Source organism: Phocaeicola sp. RTP21198st1_B8_RTP21198_201120, from assembly GCF_040929485.1.
Lineage (GTDB): Bacteria > Bacteroidota > Bacteroidia > Bacteroidales > Bacteroidaceae > Phocaeicola > Phocaeicola dorei.
Genome location: NZ_JBCOCI010000173.1, coordinates 1 through 2,653, shown reverse-complemented (window position 1 = coordinate 2,653; position 2,653 = coordinate 1). Strand labels below are relative to the sequence as shown.

Annotated in this window: 2 protein-coding genes and 2 pseudogenes; all 4 read left to right on the top strand. The window is 31.4% G+C overall.

The window, feature by feature from the left end:
- The coding region (locus tag AB5935_RS24070) for a hypothetical protein (protein WP_368327663.1) at window positions 1-1,183 on the top strand (1,183 nt) is incomplete at its 5' end.
- Window positions 1,184-1,252: 69 nt separating this feature from the next.
- Window positions 1,253-1,492 (top strand): annotated as a pseudogene (locus AB5935_RS24065) (hypothetical protein); the annotation flags it as partial.
- A 97-nt stretch (window positions 1,493-1,589) separates the two neighbouring features.
- Window positions 1,590-2,195 carry a hypothetical protein gene (locus AB5935_RS24060; protein ID WP_015531314.1) on the top strand — a complete coding sequence of 202 codons (606 nt, stop codon included), beginning with the start codon at window positions 1,590-1,592 and terminating at the stop codon, window positions 2,193-2,195.
- A 7-nt stretch (window positions 2,196-2,202) separates the two neighbouring features.
- Window positions 2,203-2,653: pseudogene (locus AB5935_RS24055) on the top strand (hypothetical protein); the annotation flags it as partial.

Below are 2,653 nucleotides of genomic sequence, written 5' to 3'. Positions count from 1 at the left end.
GGCTATAACAGTGAGAAAAATTCTATATTGTTTATTAGCAGTATGTCTATGTTGTTACCTTTCTTGTGATAGGAAGAAACAATCAAGTAAACAGGACATGAAAGATTCGTTGGCAGCAGCTAACTTTATGAAATGTGCAAAGTTTCTATATAGCACTTTCTTGGCTCCCTCTAATTTGGAAGAACAGGAAGAATATGTAACATTCCCTGTTTTTAAGAAGTTATATCCATTAGAGAATGATTTAGTTGATACTGTTTGTGCTGTTTGGTTAGATTATACGATTGAAGATTCTTGTACACAACAGTCTGTTGTAAATAAAGATTCTCATGATATTGCAGTTACTGCATTACTTCAAGCTTATATTGAAGCGAAACAAATTCAACTACCTCAAAATCCCGTGGATAGGTATAAGTGCATAGATAGTATCATTACTAATAATCTTATTCCAGATGCAGAACTAGAAAAGGATTGTGGTAATCAAATGCAAATAAATGCAAGTTTCAATATTAGTGAAATTTGGACAGAATATTTACGTTATCATTATGAGAAACTGTTAGAAGAACTGTTGAAGAAAAAGAGTATTTCATTACCATTGCAAACAGAACAAGAAGCATTTGATAAACTATTGGAAGCTCAAATCAATTATTTTGATTCTATTGGATATGGTGGTGGTTCAGCTTCTTCTATGGCATATAGCCAATTGTATGATGAAATGTATTCTGTACATCTTAAAGGAACTTTGGATTTATACTTTGCATTACAAGCAGAGAATTATAAGCCTGATAAAGTTTACAAGCCAATCTCAAATAGTATAATCATACAGGAATATGATACGATATTTCACGCCATAGATACTAAAAATTTCTACGATTATTTGGATATAGGTTCAAGAGAAAAAGCTAAAGCATGTCTTTCAAATGAACAGAAAGCATGGAATAACCTTATGAAAGTAAGAAAAAGCACTTCGAGAAGATTGCAAGGTAGAATAAAGTCTGTGTATGATAATGCAACTTATCGGTTACAACGCTACCATTTGATTCAGCTAAAAAATGCTTTTGAAGGATATGGGGCAATGTCTAATGATGTTTATTTATGTTTGTTATCTGATACTTGCAGTTACGATGAATTACTGCACTCTCCTAATTTTTTCGTAAAATGGGATTCTAAAAGTATGAAAGAATAATATACTGTTTACTATGAACACAGATTTAATCTATGTATTATTAATACTGTTTCTATCTTGTACTAGTAGATTGATTCAGAAGTAGAACAAGGTAGTATTATTGAAAAGAAAGATATTACAGACCATAGTTATACTATTGAAGGCAATACTAAGGGTGATAGATATTTTTACAGTAAAGCTATTTGTAAGAAGGCTTATGAGCGTGAGATTATTGTAACAGTGAAGTTGGAGTATACGAGGTCTGTTAAAAAGCAAGCAGAAGAAATAATTGACAACAATATTCACTTATATAATCTACCAAGAGAATAATAAAATTGCAGTTTATTTCTTTAGTTGAAATTGATGTTAGGAATGATATGAGAAATAACCAATAATACATTTGTCAAATATTATTTTAAGTACAAATATGGAAGGTTGGATAGTGTTAGGATTAATATTGATAGTTATCGCATATCTCTTTGGTAGAATAGGGTTCGCTGTTGAGGAAGACAAAGAACGGTCAGAATATGCAAAAACAAATGAAACTATAGATAAGGCGATTAATGCAGAAGATAACAAGACACGGAATTTAGTTATCAATACATTAAAAGAGATTGGTTGTCAACCAGAAGTTGATGATAAGGATAGAATCTGTTTTAAATACCAAGGTGAGGAGTTTTTTATAGATGCAGATAATGACTATCTGTTTGTCACTCTTTGGGATACTTGGTGGCTATGTGTCGATTTGGATAATGCCAATGTTGAGCATTTGAAGGAAGCAATAAATCTGAATAACATAAGAAATATTGTTTCCACTGTTTATTCCATAGATGAAGATAATAAGCAAATGGGAGTACATTGCAAGGCAGTAATTCTATTTGTTCCTTCCATAATAAATATAGGAGATTATTTGAAAATTGTACTGGATGATTGCTTCAAAGCTCATGACTTACTAAAAGAACAGTTTATACGTCTTAATTTTAAACAAGAAAAACATGAAAGCCCACGGGTAGTCGTTAAAGGATTTAATTAATAATATCATGAAGAAGTTTTTTAGTTCCATATTTAATGCTCATCCTCAAGTAAAGAACATCTCTAAAGATAAAGAGGATGATTTGATTGATAGATTGGAAAATGAAACGTATCTATCAAATGAATTTAGATTTCAACACCAAAATGAAAAGTATCAATTACGAGCCACTCCTAATGAGAAAGTAACTTTAGGGGTACTACTTAATAGAACTTTTGACATAAGGCAAGAAGAGGTTTCTGATTTATATATTGTCACAGACAACATTCATGAGAAAAAAGGGATACTTGTTGTAGACAGCAATGAAATCTGGAGTTTTGATTTATGCAATGCAGTCCTTATCAAACAGGACAATGGAGATATGGGCTATAGATTTAGTGAAAATGTCATTTTGTCTATTTCCTATAGGAAGGGATATGTCAAACAAGAAGATGATGATAAGTCCATTAGCAGAGTGAACG

Coding starts and splice junctions, on each gene's coding strand:
- AB5935_RS24060 (WP_015531314.1), top strand. CDS start 1,590: ATGGAAGGTTGGATAGTGTTAGGATTAATATTGATAGTTATCGCATAT.